Origin of the sequence: Streptomyces sp. NPDC058697, assembly GCF_042715345.1 — a bacterium.
Taxonomy (GTDB): Bacteria; Actinomycetota; Actinomycetes; order Streptomycetales; family Streptomycetaceae; genus Streptomyces; species Streptomyces liliifuscus.
In genome coordinates this window covers 406,299-422,490 of the sequence record NZ_JBHXSU010000005.1, presented here as the reverse complement: position 1 = coordinate 422,490, position 16,192 = coordinate 406,299, and the positions used below count along the sequence as shown (strand labels likewise).

General features: G+C 68.2%; 14 protein-coding genes. 4 read left to right on the top strand and 10 right to left on the bottom strand.

Translation table 11 applies throughout. The features are described from left to right. Positions 1 to 111 precede the first annotated feature (111 nt). Together ACFWXQ_RS15510 and ACFWXQ_RS15505 are read left to right on the top strand one after the other, a co-directional pair. Positions 112 to 2,955, top strand: a complete 2,844-nt coding sequence (locus ACFWXQ_RS15510) for a family 78 glycoside hydrolase catalytic domain (RefSeq protein WP_386268364.1) — start codon at positions 112 to 114, stop codon at positions 2,953 to 2,955. 127 nt (positions 2,956 to 3,082) lie between these two features. Then, positions 3,083 to 5,893 (top strand): GH116 family glycosyl-hydrolase, encoded by a 2,811-nt coding sequence (locus tag ACFWXQ_RS15505; RefSeq protein WP_383936797.1) that lies wholly within the window; start codon positions 3,083 to 3,085, stop codon positions 5,891 to 5,893. Positions 5,894 to 6,018: 125 nt separating this feature from the next. Here ACFWXQ_RS15505 and ACFWXQ_RS15500 read toward each other — a convergent pair whose 3' ends face one another. From ACFWXQ_RS15500 to ACFWXQ_RS15490, 3 genes are all read right to left on the bottom strand, one after another. Continuing rightward, a complete protein-coding gene (locus ACFWXQ_RS15500; protein WP_383936800.1) occupies positions 6,019 to 6,987 on the bottom strand; it encodes an aldo/keto reductase in 969 nt (322 codons plus the stop codon). 34 nt (positions 6,988 to 7,021) lie between these two features. Further along, the gene (locus tag ACFWXQ_RS15495; protein ID WP_383936802.1) at positions 7,022 to 7,996 is read right to left on the bottom strand and encodes an aldo/keto reductase; all 975 of its coding nucleotides are present in this window, start codon (positions 7,994 to 7,996) and stop codon (positions 7,022 to 7,024) included. Positions 7,997 to 8,183: 187 nt separating this feature from the next. Next, positions 8,184 to 9,095, bottom strand: coding sequence for an SDR family oxidoreductase (locus ACFWXQ_RS15490; protein WP_383936804.1), 912 nt, complete (start codon positions 9,093 to 9,095; stop codon positions 8,184 to 8,186). A gap of 74 nt (positions 9,096 to 9,169) precedes the next feature. Here ACFWXQ_RS15490 and ACFWXQ_RS15485 point away from each other — a divergent pair, with 74 nt between their 5' ends. Beyond that, entirely contained in the window at positions 9,170 to 9,760 is a 591-nt protein-coding gene (locus tag ACFWXQ_RS15485; RefSeq protein ID WP_383936806.1) for a TetR family transcriptional regulator, read from the top strand. A 15-nt stretch (positions 9,761 to 9,775) separates the two neighbouring features. Here ACFWXQ_RS15485 and ACFWXQ_RS15480 read toward each other — a convergent pair whose 3' ends face one another. The 6 genes from ACFWXQ_RS15480 to ACFWXQ_RS15455 all read right to left on the bottom strand — a co-directional run bounded on the left by ACFWXQ_RS15480 (position 9,776) and on the right by ACFWXQ_RS15455 (position 13,941). After that, positions 9,776 to 10,726 (bottom strand): alpha/beta hydrolase family protein, encoded by a 951-nt coding sequence (locus tag ACFWXQ_RS15480; protein WP_383936807.1) that lies wholly within the window; start codon positions 10,724 to 10,726, stop codon positions 9,776 to 9,778. A gap of 67 nt (positions 10,727 to 10,793) precedes the next feature. Further along, the gene (locus tag ACFWXQ_RS15475) at positions 10,794 to 11,258 is read right to left on the bottom strand and encodes a YybH family protein (RefSeq protein ID WP_383936809.1); all 465 of its coding nucleotides are present in this window, start codon (positions 11,256 to 11,258) and stop codon (positions 10,794 to 10,796) included. A 124-nt stretch (positions 11,259 to 11,382) separates the two neighbouring features. Beyond that, positions 11,383 to 12,225: a helix-turn-helix transcriptional regulator gene (locus ACFWXQ_RS15470; protein WP_383936811.1), complete on the bottom strand. Its 843-nt coding sequence runs from the start codon at positions 12,223 to 12,225 to the stop codon at positions 11,383 to 11,385. Between the two features lie 44 nt (positions 12,226 to 12,269). Beyond that, the gene (locus ACFWXQ_RS15465) at positions 12,270 to 12,683 is read right to left on the bottom strand and encodes a cupin domain-containing protein (RefSeq protein WP_383936813.1); all 414 of its coding nucleotides are present in this window, start codon (positions 12,681 to 12,683) and stop codon (positions 12,270 to 12,272) included. Between the two features lie 34 nt (positions 12,684 to 12,717). Then, complete coding sequence (locus ACFWXQ_RS15460; protein WP_383936815.1) at positions 12,718 to 13,560, bottom strand: SDR family oxidoreductase; 843 nt, start codon at positions 13,558 to 13,560, stop codon at positions 12,718 to 12,720. A 57-nt stretch (positions 13,561 to 13,617) separates the two neighbouring features. Further along, on the bottom strand, positions 13,618 to 13,941 hold the full coding sequence (locus ACFWXQ_RS15455; RefSeq protein WP_383936817.1) for a carboxymuconolactone decarboxylase family protein: 324 nt from the start codon (positions 13,939 to 13,941) through the stop codon (positions 13,618 to 13,620). A 204-nt stretch (positions 13,942 to 14,145) separates the two neighbouring features. On the opposite strand from ACFWXQ_RS15455, the gene ACFWXQ_RS15450 reads away from it, so the two are divergent. Then, positions 14,146 to 15,009, top strand: a complete 864-nt coding sequence (locus ACFWXQ_RS15450; protein WP_383936819.1) for a helix-turn-helix domain-containing protein — start codon at positions 14,146 to 14,148, stop codon at positions 15,007 to 15,009. Positions 15,010 to 15,015: 6 nt separating this feature from the next. Here the strand turns inward: ACFWXQ_RS15450 and ACFWXQ_RS15445 are convergent, their stop codons facing one another. Continuing rightward, entirely contained in the window at positions 15,016 to 16,059 is a 1,044-nt protein-coding gene (locus ACFWXQ_RS15445) for an NAD(P)-dependent alcohol dehydrogenase (protein ID WP_383936821.1), read from the bottom strand. Between the last annotated feature and the right edge of the window lie 133 nt (positions 16,060 to 16,192).

Sequence of the window (16,192 nt, the reverse complement as noted above, 5' to 3'; positions counted from 1 at the left end):
CTGGCCCCACCACCGCGGCTCGTTCCGGGAGCGCGCGAGGTGCTTTCGCGCAACGACGCGGACACCGGTCCTGGGGCCGATCCTCATGTGCCGAGAAGTCTGGAGACCTGCATGGTCGTGGCTGCCGCTCCCTGCGCACCCCGGTTCGAGCACCGTACGGACAGTGCCCCTGTGCTGGGCGTGGGAACAGCTGCTCCCCGCTTGTCGTGGGCCGTTCCGCACGCGGACGAGGGCTACGAACAGACGGCGTACGAAGTCGAGGTCGAGCGGGACGGAACCCGTGAGAGGTACCGGGTGGACAGCGCCGAGCAGGTGCTGGTGCCCTGGCCGGCCCAGCGGCTCGTGTCCCGGGAGTCCGCCGAGGTGCGCGTCCGCGTGGCGCACAAGGAGGAGTGGAGCGAGTGGAGCGAACCGGCCGTCGTGGAGACCGGCTTGCTCGACCCCTCCGACTGGGCCGCGGCCTTCGTGAGCCCGACCGGCGTCGGGGACCTGCACGCGCCCGCACCGGTGCTGAGCTCCACGCTGGACGTACCCGGTGAGGTGGTCAGGGCCCGGCTGTACGCCACCGCCCACGGTCTGTACGTCGCCACGCTCAACGGACGCCGGGTCGGTGACCTCGTCCTGACCCCGGGCTGGACCGCCTATGAGCACCGGCTGCGCTATCAGACGTACGACGTCACCGACCTGGTCCGCGGTGGGCGCAACGTCGTGGACCTCCTGCTGGGCAACGGCTGGTATCGAGGCCGCCTCGGCTTCAACGGCGAGCGCGCGCTCTACGGCGACCGGCTGGCGCTGCTGGCGCAGCTGGAGGTCACGACCGCCGACGGCCGGGTGCACGTTCTCGCGACGGACGGCTCGTGGACCGCGCGCGAGAGTGAGGTGCTCGCCGACGATCTCTACGACGGGCAGCGCACCGACCTGCGGCGCCGGGCCGGCGGTCGGCGCCCGGCGACGGGCGAGGTCGAGGTGGTCGACGGCGACCTCAGTCGCCTCGTCGCCCCCACGGGGCCTCCCGTCCGCGCCGGCCGCCTCCTGGCGCCGGAGCGGGTGTGGACCTCGCAGTCGGGACGGACCCTGGTCGACTTCGGCCAGGTCGCGGTCGGCTGGGTGCGGTTGCGCGTGCGCGGTCTCGCGCCGGGCAGAGAAGTCGTGGTGCGGCACGCGGAGGTCCTGGAGAACGGGGAGCTCGGCACGCGTCCACTGCGCACGGCGAAGGCGACCGACAGCTATCTCGTGGCCGGCGGGGGCGAGGAGGTGCTCGAACCGTCCCTCACCTTCCACGGCTTCCGCTACGCGGAGGTCTCGGGCCTGCCGGGCGGACTGCGCGGTGAGGACATCGAGGCGGTGGTGATCGGATCGGACCTGCGGCGCACGGGCTGGTTCACCTCGTCGCACGAGATGCTCAACCGGTTCCACGAGAACGTGGTCCGCAGCATGCACGGCAACTTCGTCGACGTACCCACCGACTGCCCGCAGCGGGACGAACGGCTCGGCTGGACCGGTGACATGCAGGTGTTCGCACCGACGGCGGCCTTCCTTTTCGACACCGCGGGCTTCCTCGACTCGTGGCTGGCCGACCTGGCGGCCGAACAACATCCCGACGGATCGGTGCCGTTCGTGGTGCCGGACGTGCTGCACACACCGTCCCCGGCCGCGGCAGCCTGGGGCGACGCCGCCACGGTGGTGCCGTGGGTGCTGTACCGGCGCACCGGGGACCGTGCCCTCCTTGAGCGTCAACTGCCGAGCATGCGCGGCTGGGTGGACCGGATGACCGGACTCGCCGGACCCGACCGGCTATGGACGGGCGGTTTCCAGTTCGGCGACTGGCTGGACCCGAGCGCGCCGCCGGAGAATCCCGCCGGTGCCAAGGCCGATCCCGACGTCGTCGCCACCGCGCACCTGGCACGCTCCGCCGAGATCGTGGCCGAGTCGGCCCGCGAGCTGGGCCGGACCGAGGAAGCGGACCACTACGCCGCTCTGGCGGCCGAGGTCCGCGAGGCGTTCGCCCGTGCCTTCGTCACACCCGCAGGCCGTGTCCTGTCCGACGCACAGACCGTCTACGCCCTGGCCATCGAGTGGGCGCTGCTGCCCGGCGAGAAGCAGCGGGCGGAGGCCGGCCGGCGGCTGGCGGACCTCGTGCGCGCCAGCGGCTTTCGGATCAGCACCGGTTTCGTGGGCACTCCGCTGGTGACCGATGCGCTGGCCTCGACCGGGCACGGCGAGGTCGCTTACAGGCTGTTGCTGCAGACGGGCTGCCCCTCATGGCTCTACCCGGTGGCCATGGGGGCGACCACGGTCTGGGAGCGCTGGGACAGCATGCTGCCCGACGGCAGTATCAACCCTGGTGAGATGACGTCGTTCAATCACTACGCGCTGGGTGCGGTCGCGGACTGGCTTCACCGCCGGGTGGCCGGCCTCGCCCCTGCCGCACCCGGCTATCGCGAGATCCTCGTCCACCCTCTTCCGTCCGCCGCCCTCACCTCTGCTTCGGCCCGGCATCTCACGCCCTACGGCGAAGCGCGCGTCGCCTGGGTGCGTGAGGACGGGCAGTTCAGGCTGGACGTGCGCGTGCCGGTCGGGGTCACCGCGCACGTGCACCTTCCCGGTGCCGCCGAGCCGGAGAAGGTCGGGCACGGCGACCACCGCTGGAAGACGGCCGATCCGGCCCACCCCCTCTTCGCGCCACGGCAATTCACCACCATCCGCGATGTGCTCGACGACCCCATCACCTGGTCCGCCGTCGTGACCGCCGCCGTGGACAGCGGTATGGCGCCCAAGGGCGAGGCACAGGTCGCCAGACGGCTCGGCGCACACCTGGACGCGCCCGCCGCCGACCTGTCGCGCGCATTCGCGGCGGCGGAATTCTCTCCCGCTTCGGAGCCCTTCCAGCACGAGGTGGACGCGATCCTCGCCCGGCCCGAGTCCGGTGAGCAGAACGCGATGCCACTGCTGTAGCGGGAGGTCCCTCCCGCAACCGATCGCGGACGCCTGATCCAGCCAGTTCTCGCGCGCGCCTTCGACGTAACCGGTTCGCCGCCCAGGAGCGGCGACACCCAATAGCAATCTAGGAGCAAGGACCACCATGAGCTCACCAGACAATTCCCACCAGGTCACAGCGCCCGACGGCGAAGGCCTCCCGCGGAGGGCGTTCATCCGTGGGGGCGCTCTGTCCGTCGCCGCACTCGTCGCAGCGGGCGAGCTCGGCGGAGTGCCGCCCTTCGACTCGGCCCCGACCGCCCACGCGTCACCGCTCAACGCGGCAAGAGTGCCGCAGGCGGCGTACGTCCGAACCTGGGGCCTCGCGCCGGACGGCCCCTGCGAGACGGCGGCCGACTCGGAGTGCCGCACCGGCCAGCCTACGGGGCTGCGCGGACGCGCCGGCGGCATGAGCGTGCCAGGTCTGGGTATCCCGCTCGGCGGCGTCGGCGCAGGATCCTTCCACTACAACCTGTTCGGGACCTTCGGCCCGTGGAGCATGGGCGGTTCCCAGTCGTCCGACTGGTGGGACATGCGCACGCTTCCCCAGGCGGCCTTCCACGTCCGTGAGGAGGTGGCGGGCGGGGACGGCCCGACCGTCAGGACCCTCGCCACCCGGCACGACCACATCGCCCCGCAGCGGGACTTCGACGGGGTCCTCCCCCGGTGGAACCAACTCGACCCCGGCGACGGAACCTACGCCGCGCTGTACCCCTTCGGCTGGACCACTTACAACGTGTTCCAGTCACAGGTGTCCATGCGCTTCTGGTCGCCGATCGTGGCCGGTGAGGACGAGCGGACCTCCATGCCGGTGGCCTTCTTCGACGTGGAGCTGGCCAATCCCACCCGCAAGACCGTTGACCTCTCAGTCATGTTCACGTTCCCGAACGCCACTCCGCATGCGGCGGACACCACACGCACCGGACTCTCCAGCCGGTTCGACACCGACACCCGGTCGGGTGTCGCCGGCGTGACACTGGGTTCCGACGATCCGACGAACACGCCGGACTCCTACAAGTCGCAGTGGACCATCGCCGCCCTGCCGACCGCGGGTCAGCAGCTGACGTATGTCACCTCGTGGAACGGGGCGGGCGACGGAAGCGATATCTACGAACCGTTCACCGCCACGGGCAAGCTGCCGAACAGGGCCCTGGACGACTCCGACTCGGCTGGAGCCGTCGCCGTGTCCGTGCGGCTGCGGCCGGGTCAGAAGACAACCGTCCGGTACGCCCTGTCCTGGGACTTCCCGCAGGTGTACTACGACGGCGTGCCCGAGGGCCGGGCTGTCTGGATGCGCAGGTACACCGAGTTCCTCGGTGCGACCTCGACGGACACCAACGACTACGTCCCGAACTCGTACCCGTTCAAGCAGGCCTTCACCATCGCCAAGCGCGAGCTCGCGCGGCACGACGACTCCCTCGCCGCTGTCGAGTCGTGGTGGAAACCGATCGCCGAGAATCCGAAGTACCCGGTGTGGCTGCGAAAGGCAGCTCTCAACGAGCTCTTCGGGATGGTCTTCAGCGCTTCGTTCTGGGAGGCGGGCCTCGTCAGCAACACCATCACTCCCGCCGCCGGCGGGCCTCGCCTGGGTGCGGAGATCCCCGGCACGCACCTCTTTTACACCATCGACGCCGGAAGCGGCGGCGCAGGGGCCAATGAGATGGACGTCGACAGCTTCGGATACCTGCTGTACACGAAGCTGTTCCCCAACCTTGAACTCGGCCGGCTCCGCGCCTGGCTGCAACTGACCAAGCAGGACCGATGGGGGCGGGTGCCCCAGCAGATCATGTTCGACACAGGCCCGTACATCAGCGCGACAGCGGCCAACCAGGGCGCCCCCTCGGCAACCTCCGAACCCGTTTTCGGCGCACCGCCTGCCGGCACCGACGACCTCGGTGCGCTCTTTGATCCCGCGGGCGGCGACGCGTTCCGGGACTGCTTCCACAAGCTCATCTACCGGGTGTACGCGCTGTACAAGGAGACCGGCGACAAGAGCCTGTTGACCTACGGCTACCCCCAGATGCTGCGGACGCTGAAGCACTCCCAGTTCTTCCGCCCGCCCGGCTCCCACCTCCCGGCGGACCCGCCGTCGAACAATCCGCCCAACACCTACGACCAGCTGCTGGTCAACGGCCACGGAATCTACAACTGCCAGCTGTACGTCCTCTCGCTCCAAATCCTCTCGACGCTCACGCCGAAGGCCAGGACCCTCGGGATACCCGAAGCCACAGCCTCGGTCCAGAAAGAGATCGACACCGAACTGTCGGCAGCCAAGGAGGAGTTCGAAAGGATCTTCTGGAACCCCGAGACCGGGCGCTACCGCTACTGCGACGGCACCGGCGGCATCGAAGGGCGAACCGGCGACATCTTCGGAGGCAAGAAGCCGGTGCTGCCGACGGACGCGGCCTTCCTGGACGCGTTCTACGCCCAGTGCGTCGCTTCCCAGCTCGGTCTGCCGAATCTGATCGACCTGCGGCGCGCGCGGAGGCACTGGCACAACACCCTGGATGCCTTCCTGGCGCCCAAAGACTCCGACGGCGTTCCCACCGGTCCGCCCATCATCCTGGACGAGAACCTCAAGCCCTATCCGATGGACTACATCCAGTCTCCCGGCCGTTTCGTCCCGGAGATCGCCGATGTGTGGCCCGGCACCACGTGGATGGCGACGGCCGCCGCCGTGCACATAGGCCGAGCGACCGGCGACACACAACTCATCGCCAAGGCCCTGAAGATGAGCGAAGCCGTGGCGAACCGGATCTACGACGACGGCGCCACGACCAAGGGCCATGCCTTCGCCACGCCGGAGTCCTGGTTCGTGGCCAACACGAACATCTCCCGGTACGCGGCCTACGCCCGGGCCCGGTCCGTCTGGCAACTCGTCGACGCACTCGACACCGTCCGGGGGACTTCGAAGTGAGCACACCCCCCTAGTCGTCGACGAATGGCGGATCGAAGACTACGACCGACTGACGGCGCGCACCTCGATGTCGTGGGGCGCGCCGTCGTTCGTTCGGTCAGTGGTTCAGTGACTGAACCGGCGGTTCAGTGGTAGCGGCCGCCTGTTGGGGTGGGCAGGGCGTCGAGTTCGGCGAGGTCGTCGCTGCTGAGTTGGACGTCGGCCGCGCCAGCGTTGTCGTGGAGGTACTTGGGGGTTTTGGTGCCGGGGATCGGGACGACGTACTCACCCTGGGCCAGGACCCATGCCAGCGCCACCTGAGCGGGGGTGGCACCGATGCGGTCGGCGATCTGCCGGACCTTCTCGGCGAGGGCGAAGTTGACACGCAGGGCGTCCTGCTGGAAACGGGCCAGGCCGCGCCGGAAGTCGTCCTGCGGCAGGTCGTCGAAGGAGGTGAACCGGCCGGTGAGGAAGCCCTTGCCGAGCGGTGAGTACGGCACGAAGGCAATGCCTTGCTCCTGGCAGTACGGCAGTACCTCGGTCATCCAGTCCCGTGTCCACAGCGAGAGTTCGGACTGCACCGCCGTGATGGGGTGGACGGACTGAGCGCGTTTGATCTGCTCGACGCTCACCTCGGACAGACCGATGTGACGCGCCTTGCCCGCCGCCACCGCCTCCGCCAGCGCGCCGACAGTCTCCTCGATCGGCACACTCGGATCCGCGCGGTGCAGGTAGTACAGGTCCACGTAGTCCGTGCCCAGCCGCCCGAGGCTCTCGTCGATCGAGCGGCGGATGTGCTCAGGTCGGTTGTTCAGCCCGGGGACCGGCCTACCCTGTGCGTTACGGGTGAGGGCGCCGACCTTGGTGGCCAGCACCGCGCGCTCGCGATGGCCTCCGGAGAGAGCCCGGCCGAGCAACTCCTCGTTGGTGAGCGGGCCGTACACGTCGGAGGTATCCAGCAGGGTCATCCCCAGGTCGAGGGCCTGGTGGATCACCGAGATCAGCTCGGCCTCGTCGCGCGGGGTGGCCAGGTCGTACCCGAAGCTCATGCCCATGCAGCCCAGGCCGATGACGCCGACCTCGGGTCCGTCGGGGCCGAGTGTGGTGGTGCGCATGCTTTCCTTCCGCAGTTCGTCGGGTGGGTCGGAGTCAGCGGTTGACCAGCCGCATGCCCGCCTCGTGGAGTCGGTCACCGGCGGCCGGTGCCAGGTTGTTCAGCCGGGCGAGCTGCTCGGCGGTCAGCACGACGGCGTCGGAGGCTGTGTTCTCCTCGACACGGGAGACCCTCTTGGTGCCGGGGATCGGGGCGATGTCGTCGCCCTGGGCCAGCAGCCAGGCCAGGGCCACCTGCGCGGGGGTGGCGTCCACCTCGGCGGCGACGGCCTCGACCTCCTCGACGATGCGCAGGTTGCGCTTGAGATTCTCCTCCGTGAAACGGGGGTTGTTCGCCCGCCAGTCGTTCGCCTCGAAGTGCTCCGTGGCGCGGATCTTGCCGGTGAGGAAGCCGTGGCCGAGCGGCGACCAGGGCACCAGGCCGATGCCCAGTTCCCGCAGCAGCGGCAGGATCTCCGCCTCCACGTCCCGCGTCCACAGCGAGTACTCCGACTGCAGTGCGGCGATCGGGTGGACGGCGTGGGCGCGGCGGATCGACTCGGGCGCCGCCTCGGACAGGCCGAGGTGGCGGACCTTACCCTCGGCAACCAGTGCGGCGAGGGCGCCGAAGGTCTCCTCGGCCGGCGTGTTCGGGTCGACGCGGTGCTGGTAGTAGAGGTCGATGTAGTCCGTGCCGAGCCGCTTGAGGGAACCCTCGATCGCGATGCGGAGGTTCGCCGGTGTGCCGTCGATCATGCCGCCGCTGTGCGAGAGCATGCCGAACTTCGTCGACAGGACGACCTGGTCACGGCGGCCCTTGATGGCCCGGCCGACGAGTTCCTCGTTGACGAAGGGGCCGTAGGCCTCGGCGGTGTCGAGCAGGGTGACGCCGAGGTCGAGCGCCCGGTGGATCGCCCGGACGGACTCGCTGTCGTCGGGGGTCTCGCCAGGGCTGAGGTAGACGCCGGACATCGTCATGGTGCCCAGGCCGATTCGGGAGACGTCCAGGTCGCCCAGCTTGATGTGCTTCATTGCTCCAGTGCTCCGCGGGTCGGATCGAAACGGATCTTCAGTCCACACCCAGCGTGCTCGCGGCGCTCGCCGGATGGCAGGGCGAGCTGTGCCCCGGAGCGATGTTCAGTGGTGCGCCAGGGCACCCCATGGGCACCACCCGCGGGCAGCCAGAGCCCCGTACCCTGTCGGCGCTGGTGCGAGGTGATCAGGAGGCCGGCGTGGCGAAGTAGTCGCCGTGCTCCAGGTCGTCGAGGAGTGTCGGGTGGGTGGGCAGCCAGCCGAGCAGCTCCTGCGTGCGGGTGCCGGAGACGGGCGCGTCGATGCCGTAGACGGTGGCCATGAACGGGCTCGGGAAGTGCGCGGCAGCCTTGTCCGGGGTCAGCGGGACGGCGGGCAGATCGAGGGCTCGGGCGATCGTCTCCGCGATGCTCTTCAGCGTGACGCCGCTCTCGGCTACTCCATGCAGCACGCTTCCCGCGGGAGCCTTCTCCAAGGCCAGGCGGAACAGGGTCGCCGCGTCGAGCCGATGCACTGCTGGCCAGCGGTTCGTACCGTCGCCGACGTACGCCGAAATGCCGGTCCTACGTGCGGTGGCGACGAGCATGCCGATGAAGCCGTGGTCCCCGGGGCCGTGGACGGTGGGGGCGAGCCGGACCACGCTCGCGCGTACTCCCCGGGCGGCGAAGGCCAGACACGCTCGCTCACCCGCGATACGGAAGGCCGCGATCCCGGCCGTGTCGGGCTCGTCCTGCTCGGTGGTCTCCCGGCCGACGGGCATGACCAGCGTGCCGGAGGTGCTGACGAACGGTTTGCCCGAGTGTTCCAGCGGTTCGCCGAGCGCCTCGATCGCGGTGCGGTCTCGCCTCATCATGTCGTCGAGGTCGGAGAAGTCGCCGCCGTAGGCCATGTGCAGGACGCCGTCGGCGGCTTCGGCGCCGCTGCGCAGGCTGTCGAGGTCGTCCAGGGAGCCGCGGTGCGGTGTGGCGCCCAGCGACTCCAGTCGGGCGGCAGCGGCGTCCGAGCGCGCCAGGCCGGTGACGGTGTGGCCGGCCGCGACGAGCTCGGCGACGACGGCGGGGCCGGTCAGGCCGGAACCGCCGGTGACGAAGACATGCATGAAACTCTCCCACTTAGCGTCAGTCACTGGCACTACTTGACGCCAGTGACTGACACGTGCGGTACCCTCAGGAGGTGCCACGGAGCGGAGTAGAAGCGCGGCGCCGCCTTCAGCGGGCGGCTCTGGAGCTGTACCAGGAGCGCGGATTCGACCAGACCACCACGGCTGAGATCGCCGCGCGGGCCGGCGTCAACGAGCGCACGTTCTTCCGGCACTTCCCGGACAAGCGCGAGGTGCTCTTCGACGGCGAAGCCGACCTGCGCGCCGCGCTGATGGAGGCGGTGGCCGAAGCGCCCGATGGTCTGCAGCCGCTCGAGATGCTGCTCTGCGCCTTCCGGAAAGCCGGACGGATCCTTGAGGACAACCGCCCGTTCTCCGAACCGCGGTTGGCGATCATCGCGGCGACACCGGCGCTCCGCGAACGCGACCTGGCCAAGGCCGCGTTGCTCACCGACGCCGTGGCGGAGGCCCTGAAGCAGCGCGATGTCCCCGACCGGCTGGCCGGCCTGGCCGCTCAGACCGGCTGGGCCACCTTCCACCACGCGGCCCAGGCCTGGATCGACGACCCCTCACAGAGCCTGGACGCGCATCTCTCTCGATCCTTCGACGATCTGCGCGCCCTTTCCGCGACCGCCCTACCGACGAAGGCACGCCACAAAACCTGAGCCGGTCGGCGGGCGTCATGCCAGGCGGTGCGACAACCAGTCCAGTATCGGTTCGGGCCGACGCTGGAACTCGAGGTAGCCGTCCCAGCGTGCAGTCGTGTCACGGACCCACTCGAGTCTCTTGTCCTCGACGTCCAACGCCTTGAACATCTCTTCAAGGTCACTTGGAACGGTGAGAGAGTCCTCGTAGACGCCGTACAGATACGTGGGGATGCGGACGTACTTGGCCCATGCCGCGTCAGGTCGCTCCTGGAACCCGATCGAGGTGCTGAGCTTGACCCGCCGGTCGAGCTCGTCGATTCGGTCTCCTCCGACTCCGAGGATGTCCAGCATTCGACGCATGATGACGTCGTCGGACACGGGTTGGCAGGCCACCAGGCACTTGATTCCTTGGAATGCCTTCTCGTCTTGTCGCATCGCCGCGAAAGTCGAGTTGGCTCCGAGACATCGACTGAACAAAGCGACTGTCATGTCCTTTGTTTCACCTCGGTTCGCTGCGTAGCGGATGGAGCCGAGAACGTCTCGTGCCTCGTACAGTCCGCTCGTCACGGCGCCGCCATTCGCCGCACCGCTCAGACCCATGTTGCGCAGGTCGTATGCCAGTACGTTATAACCGGCCTCGTGCAGGATCCGGTAGTCGGGGACGAAGTTCACCTCGAAGTCGTTGCCGGTAGGCCGCCAGATCGACGCCCACGGTTCCAGGTGTGACGGCAGTCCTGAGCGGTTGAAGCCCATCGGATGATTGGCGATGACCAGGCGACGGGAGTCGGCGGGAATCAACCAGCCTTCGAGGGGCACTCCGTCGCTCGACGGGAAGGTCACCGCCTCGTACTCCAGGTTCTCCTCCTCCGGCGTGTGGAGGATGGGCGATCGGGGTGGACTGACGAACGCGTGCGACAGTCGATCGAGCACCGACTCTGCCTGCTGCGCGGTCAGGGGTTCTGCTTCTGTGGGGGCGTGTGCCACGGTTCTGTGCCTTTCCTGTCAAGCTTGTTGGAGGGTCGACGCGCTGCTTTGGGGGCGCGGGATCGGCTCATCCGAACGGCTTGGCCGGCGACAGGTTCATCAGTGACTGGCCGGTGGCGAAGTCGAGTGGAACGGAGACATGGTCGTGAATCATCAGCCATTCACCGTCGATGCGGCGGAAGCAGTTGGTGGTTCGCACCCAGAGGTCGAATTTCTGGCCTTCCATGGTGCCGACCAGTCGGACCAGGAGGCGAACGATCGCGAGGTCGTGGGAGGCGTGCACCTCGACGTTCGAGAATTCGAGGTGCAGCGCGCCCTCCCACGCGGCGAAGAAGCCGACCCAGTTCTGGCGCCACATGTCGCCGCCGCGGAACTCGATGGGCGGCATGAGATCGAAGGCGCTGAATGCGTCGCCGTCGGCGTAGAAGGACATCATGCCGTCGACGTCCTTCGCCTCGAAGGACGTCCTCCAGTCCTCCATGCGCTGCCTGATCTGCTCGTCGAGGCTGTTGATCGGGGTGGTGGTTGGCACAGTCCTTGCTCCATGTCCGAGGAAGCCGTACGTGGGTTCGCCACAGATGCTTCCTCGGTGCCACAGACTCAGCCACGCCGCGAACATACGGGTATCGGCTGTACCCCCCAGTGCCCCTGCAAGGTCAGTGGGTGTCCCCCATGAGTCGCCGGATCCGTTCCGCGTCGCGTTCGGCATTCGGCGTGTAGAGCACCATGCCGAGCCCAGGCTCGTCGTCGATGGCGAACGACGAGTACCACATGGCGAGATCACCGGCGATCGGGTGGCTGAGATGCTTGACGCCCTCGCCCAGGGTGCCGACGTCATTCGCACCCCACAGCCTTGCGAAGTCCGCACTGCGTGCGCGCAGCTCCTGGACGAGACTCTCGGCCTCGTCGGTGGCCCCCCAGCGCGTGAGCTCAAGCCGGAACGTCGATACGGCCAGGCCGGCTTCGCGTTCCCAGTGCCTCAACAACGTTCGGGAGGAAGGGTCGAGGAACAGGATCCTCAGGACGTTACGGTCCTCGGTGCCCATGGCTTCGTAGTCGGAAAGCACGAGCCGGGCCGCGCGATTCCAGGCCACGATGTCCCAGGCCGCGGTCTTGATGTACGCCGGAGCGTGGGGGAAGCCGTCGAGTACGCTCCGCAGGCGCGAGTTGATGCCGTCCACAGGCTTGTGCGGCACATCAGGTCGTTGCCCGTGAGCAAGCGAGAACATGTGCTCGCGTTCCGCACGGCTCAGAAGCAACGCTTCCGCCACGCTGTGGAGCACCTGCGTCGACGGTGCTCCACCTCGGCCCTGCTCCAGGCGTGTGTACCACTCGACGCTCACGTCCGCTCGGTGCGCGACTTCCTCGCGACGTAACCCGGGCGTCCGGCGGCGAGTTGGGGAGGTCAAGCCGATGTCAGCCGGGTCGAGGCGCTCACGTCGCGACCGGAGGAAGACCCCGAGAAAGTTTTCAACAGACTGCGCCATGATGCCTTCCACGTTTCGACACACCGACGCGGACGCCCATCAGCGGGCAGCAAGCCTCAACGTGTGGTGGTACGCGGGCCGTTGTACTGATCGTCGGTGACCTTCTCCAGCCAGGTCGTCTCCGGGCTGCCGTCGCCCCGACCCTCCCACAGGGCGAGGTGCTCCATGAAAGCGTCGGGGGCGGCGCCGTGCCAGTGCTCCTCCCCCGGCGGGGTGTGGACCGTGTCGCCGGGGCGGGCCTCGATGACCGTGCCGTCACGGCCGCCGATCAGGGCGATGCCGGAGACGATGTGCAAGGTCTGGCCGAGAGTGTGGGAGTGCCAGTCGGTGCGGGCACAGGGCGCGAAGCGCACCAGGTTGAGGCGGGCCCTGGACGGGTCCTGACCTGCGTAGACGACGTCCCACCAGACGTCACCGGTGAACCAGTCGGCCGGAGCCTTGCTGGTGGGCTGCTTCTTGAGGATTTCCATCGGTTTCTCCTGACGGTGTGGATGCGGGGTGGGTTCAGGCGGCGTCGTCGTGGGCCAGGTGCGCGCCTAGCTCGCGGGACGATTCCGCCTGCGCCAGCAATTCCTTTGCCTTGGCCTCCGTGGTCGCGATCGCGTCGGCGCCCGCTACGAACCGCAGCGGCGGTTCCGGAAGTTCGGCTACGGCCAGCAGCGCGTGGGCGAGCTTGGCCGGGTCCCCTGCCTGCTGGCCGTTCATGCCCTGCCAGGCGTCCTTCGTCGCGGCGCTGCGCTCGGCGTAGTCGTCGACGGACAACTCGGCCCAGCTGGTGGAGGCGTCCACCAGCAGCTCCGTACGGAAGAAGCCGGGCTCGACGACCGTCGTACGGATGCCGAACGGCTCCACGTCGAAGCGCAGAGACTCCATCCAGCCCTCGACGCCGAACTTGGCGGCCGCGTAGGCGACACAGAACTCCTGGCCGACCAGGCCGGCGATGGACGAGATGGTGATGACGTGACCATCTCGCTGCCCGCGCATGACGGGCAGGACGGCGCGGGTGACGTTCATCGGCCCGAACAGGTTCGTCTCGATCTGCTGACGCATCTGCGCGTCGGAGATCTCCTCGAAGTAGCCGGCGAAGAAATTGGCGGCGTTGTTGATCAGCACATCGATACGGCCGAAACGGTCCACCGCCTCCCGTACCGCGGCGTGGGCGTTATCGACGTCGGTGATGTCCAACTCGGTAACCAGCAGGTTGTCCTGCTCGCCGCCGAGGGCCTCGACGACCTGCATCGGACGACGGCCGGTGGCCACGACCCGATGACCGGCCTTCAGGGCCTCGCGGGCGATGTCGACGCCCAGGCCGCGGCCGGCGCCGGTGATGAAGAAGACCTTGCTCATGAGGAAGTTGCTCCCTGGAGTGGGGGGATGTCGGTGGAGGGGGTCCGTCACCGGGGGCTACTGGCCGTTCTCGACCAAGTCCTTCAGCTGGGTGACAGCGCTCATGGCGTTGGGCCATCCGGCGTAGAAGGCCATGTGAGTGATGGCTTCGACCAGTTCTTCGCGCGTGACCCCGTTCTCCAGGGCCTTGGCCAGGTGAAAGCCCAGCTGATCGGTGCGGTACAGCGCCACCAGGGTGGAGACGGTGACCAGGCTGCGGTCCCTCGGGGACAGGCCCGGCCGTTCCCAGACGTCGCCGAACAGGACTTCGTCGGTCAGGTCGGCGAGTTTGGGTGCGATGTCGCCGATGGCCTTCTGCGCTGCGGACTGCTGCTCAGCCATGTTCCTTCTCCCTGTCGTACGGCATTGCATGGAATTACAAGAGGGGTTTCCTTCGTGTCCGCCGGCACCCTCAGCCGGGCATGTTCTTCACGCTCACACGCTTTCCCGTGCGCGCAAAGAGGAGGGTTTCCTCCTGGGAGAAAAACATCCTGGGACAGATCTCTCCCACCCACCTCTCCGCCGACCGGTGCGAGACTGGCGGACATGACCACCAGTGCGCACCTCAAGGAGCTGGGTGAGTTCCTCAAGGCTCGGCGTGCGGAGCTCAGCCCCCGTACCGTGGGGCTGCCCGACGCCGGGACACCCCGGAGGGTGCCGGGGCTGCGCCGGGAGGAAGTCGCCCAGCTCGCCGCGATCAGCACGGACTACTACATCCGCCTGGAACAGGGCCGGATGCCGCCGTCCGCCCCGGTCCTGCAGTCGCTCGTGCAAGTGCTGCATCTGAGCGACGACCAAAGGGACTACGTGTTCGAACTTGCCGGCAAGGCGAGTGCCCGGCCACTTCGGCGCTCCGGACAGAGGGTGCAACCTCAGCTGCGGCGTCTGCTGGACGATCTCACCGCTACGCCGGCCATCGTCCTGGGCCGCCGCATGGACATTCTCGCCTGGAATTCCCTCGGCGCGGCGCTCGTCACCGATTTCTCGCTGATTCCCGAGAAGAAGCGCAATTACGTACGGCTCCTTTTCACGGACCCGGCCATGCGACAGCTTTATCCGGACTGGGAACGCGTAGCCCGCACAGCCGTCGCCCAACTGCGCATGGAAGCCGCCAGGTATCCCCAGGATCCGCGGCTGACCACTCTGGTCGGCGAACTGTCCGTACAGGACAACGACTTCCGCACGTGGTGGGCCGGTCACCACGTCGCCGCCCTGAACGTCGGCACCAAGACCCTGCACCATCCCATCGCCGGGGAACTCACCCTCGACTGGGACACACTGACTGCCAGTACCGACCCCGACCAGCAACTCGTCGTCTGGACCGCCGAGCCCGGCACGCCCTCCCACGACGGGCTGCGCCTTCTCGCCTCCTGGGCCGCGACGCATCAGCAAGAACAGCATCAGCAGTAGTCCGGGTTAGGCCAGCGTCGAGGTGTCGATCACGAAGCGGTAGCGCACGTCGGAGGCGAGGACACGCTCGTACGCCTCATTGATCTTTTCGGCAGGGATGACCTCGATCTCGGAGCCGATGCCGTGCTCGGCGCAGAAGTCGAGCATCTCCTGGGTCTCGCGGATGCCCCCGATCAGCGAACCGGAGAAGGACCGGCCCCGCATGAGGAGCGAGAAAACATTGAGCGACAGCGGTTCGGCGGGGGCGCCGACGTTGACCAGGGTGCCGTTCACGGCCAGCAGACCGAGGTAGGCGTCCAGGTCGAGTTTCGCGCTGACCGTGTTGACGATGATGTCGAAGGTGCCGGCCAGTTCCTCGAAGGTGGCCGGGTCGCTGGTGGCGTGGTAGCGGTCGGCGCCCAGACGCAGGCCGTCGTCCATCTTCTTCAGCGACTGGGACAGCACGGTGACCTCGGCGCCCATCGCGTGCGCGAGTTTCACGGCCAGGTGGCCCAGGCCCCCCAGACCGATCACGGCGACCTTCTTGTCGGGGCCCGCGCCCCAGCGGCGCAGCGGGGAGTACGTGGTGATGCCCGCGCACAGGAGCGGAGCTGCCTCGTCGAGGGCAATGCCCTCGGGGATGCGCACGACGAAGTCCTCGGTGACCACGACGTGGGTGGAGTAGCCGCCCTGGGTGATCGTGCCGTCCTTGTCGATACCGCCGTAGGTGAGGGTGTTGCCCTTCAAGCAGTACTGCTCCTCGCCCTTCAAGCACGAGTCGCATTCACGGCAGGACTCCACCAGGCAGCCGACACCGACCCGGTCACCGACCGCGAACTTACCGACCTCGGAGCCGACGTCGGTGACGATGCCGGCGATCTCGTGGCCGGGCACGATCGGGAAGACCTGCTCGCCCCACTCGCTGCGGGCGTGGCTGATGTCGGAGTGACAGATGCCGCAGTACTTGATCTCGATGAGGACGTCGTGCGGCCCGACGTCACGGCGCTCGACGGTGGTCGGCGCAAGGGGCTCAGTGGCGGACGTCGCGACGTAAGCGTTGACGGTGAGCACGGTTTCTCCAATGGGACGGGGTGGTGCCAGGCAGCCGGGTGGCCGCGGAGTCCGTCCGGGAGCCTCCTGAGCGCGGTCACGAGTCGGATCGTCGTGGTGCGCGGCTGCCCGGGAGCGGAGACCTTCTACGAGC